Genomic DNA, 1511 nt, shown 5'->3' on the forward strand with positions numbered 1-1511 from the left:
GGATTTCCACAATCTGAGTCCGAAGAAGGTCTAGGTTCGGACTCAACGCCCGGGATTTCCGCAATTCAAGTCCGAAGTAGATCCAGATTCGGACCCAGTACCATGGATTTCCGCAATCTGAGTCCGAATAAAGCCCGGGCTCTCGGACCCGACACCGAAGTAAGTAAACCCAAACTAAAAAATATCCATTTGACAAACCATCTGCCGAGTTTGATAATCGACTTGTATAAAGCAATGGCTAAAGGACGTGAATACATCGATGAATGAACAGACAAAAATGTATCGGGACACTTGGGCAGAAATAAATCTGGACCATATTTCATATAATGTAGAGTCTATGAAAAAACATGTAAAAGAAGGGGCAAAAATCATTGCGGTTGTAAAGGCAAATGGGTATGGGCATGGAGATGCAGCTGTAGCAAAGGCAGCACTTGAAGCCGGCGCATCCTCCCTGGCGGTTGCGACCCTGGATGAGGCAATCGCATTGAGAATGAAAAAAATTGAAGCGCCAATTTTAGTAATGGGAGCGAGCCGTCCGGAGCACGCAGGCGAGGCAGCATCAAATAATATCTCCCTCACTGTTTTTCAGCAGGAATGGCTGGTAAAAGCAGCTGAATATGTAGAAGATGGAACACTAAATATTCATTTAAAGCTTGATACCGGGATGGGACGCCTGGGGATTCGGAGCCGGGATGAGCTTGCGGGAATTGAGAGCGTTATCAAAAAGGACAAGCGTTTTCTGCTTGAAGGGGTATTTACGCATTTTGCCACAGCGGATTCATTAGACAATGCCTACTTCGAAACGCAACTGGACAGGTTTGAAGAAATGATCGGCTGGCTGGAGGTATTGCCGAAGTATGTCCATACCAGCAACAGTGCGGCAGGCCTCAGGTTTCCAAAAGCGCATTTAAATGCTGTCAGAATGGGGATCAGCATGTACGGACTGACTCCATCCATGGAAATTAAGCATGTACTTCCATTCGAGCTGAAAGAGGCTTTTTCTCTTCACACCACTATTGTTCATGTGAAAAAACTTCATAAAGGCGAGAAAGTCAGTTATGGGGCGACTTATGAAGCGCAAGAAGATGAATGGATTGCGACATTGCCGATTGGCTATGCGGATGGCTGGATCCGAAAGCTTCAGGGACAGGAGGTACTTGCTGAAGGATCGAGAGTTCCAATTGTTGGAAGGATATGCATGGATCAATGCATGATTAAGATACCTCATCAAATGCCCGTAGGAACAAAGGTAACCCTGATCGGCGAGCAGGGGAAAGAAAAAATTTCGGTGGACGAAATCGCGGAAAAGCTTGAAACCATCAACTATGAAGTTACCTGCATGGTATCTTCCCGGGTTCCGCGCATATATAAAAGAGATGGTAAAATTATCGGGGGAATTAATTATCTGTTATAATCGGAAAAAATTAATTGTTGTTAAGAAGCGCTTCCGCTTTTCTAAAAAGATAACAATGATAAATTTTGAAGTTAGTTAACTGTCTAGCTCCAGCGCC

General features: G+C 44.7%; 1 protein-coding gene. It reads left to right on the forward strand.

Annotated elements, in window-relative coordinates; all coding sequences use genetic code 11:
• Positions 1-259 precede the first annotated feature (259 nt).
• Positions 260-1414 (forward strand): alanine racemase, encoded by a 1155-nt coding sequence (alr, locus tag CE058_RS18815; RefSeq protein ID WP_163144747.1) that lies wholly within the window; start codon positions 260-262, stop codon positions 1412-1414.
• The last annotated feature ends 97 nt before the right edge of the window (positions 1415-1511 follow it).

This window comes from Bacillus sp. 22-7, assembly GCF_010628845.1.
Classification (GTDB): Bacteria; Bacillota; Bacilli; order Bacillales; family Cytobacillaceae; genus Cytobacillus; species Cytobacillus firmus_B.